Here is a 240-nt window from a genome sequence, read left to right as displayed (position 1 = left end):
CACGCGCGCTGCGATCCACGATCTTGCGGCGGACCCTGTTCGGCGTGGCGCTGGCAATCTGTGCGATGCTGGCGTTCTATCCAGAGCGGCACCGCGCAGCGGTCACGTTGCTGGTCGCCGATCCCGCCGATCAGCCTGCGCACTCCTTCCCCGATACGCGCGATCGTCCCGCCGTGCAGGCGGTGCTGCGGATCGCCCGCAGCATCGAGGTCCGCCAACGCGTTCTGAGACGTCTTAGGC

The 240-nt window shown here is 68.3% G+C and carries 1 protein-coding gene; it reads left to right on the top strand.

The window, feature by feature from the left end; all coding sequences use genetic code 11:
• Positions 1–240, top strand: a 240-nt coding sequence (locus AC0IYH_RS33700; protein WP_471838801.1) for a hypothetical protein, incomplete at both ends; no start/stop codon positions are given.

It is taken from the genome of Pseudomonas sp. AC463, assembly GCF_979253585.1.
The sequence above is the reverse complement of the archived record's forward strand: the minus strand, read 5'-3'. Positions and strand labels throughout refer to the sequence as shown.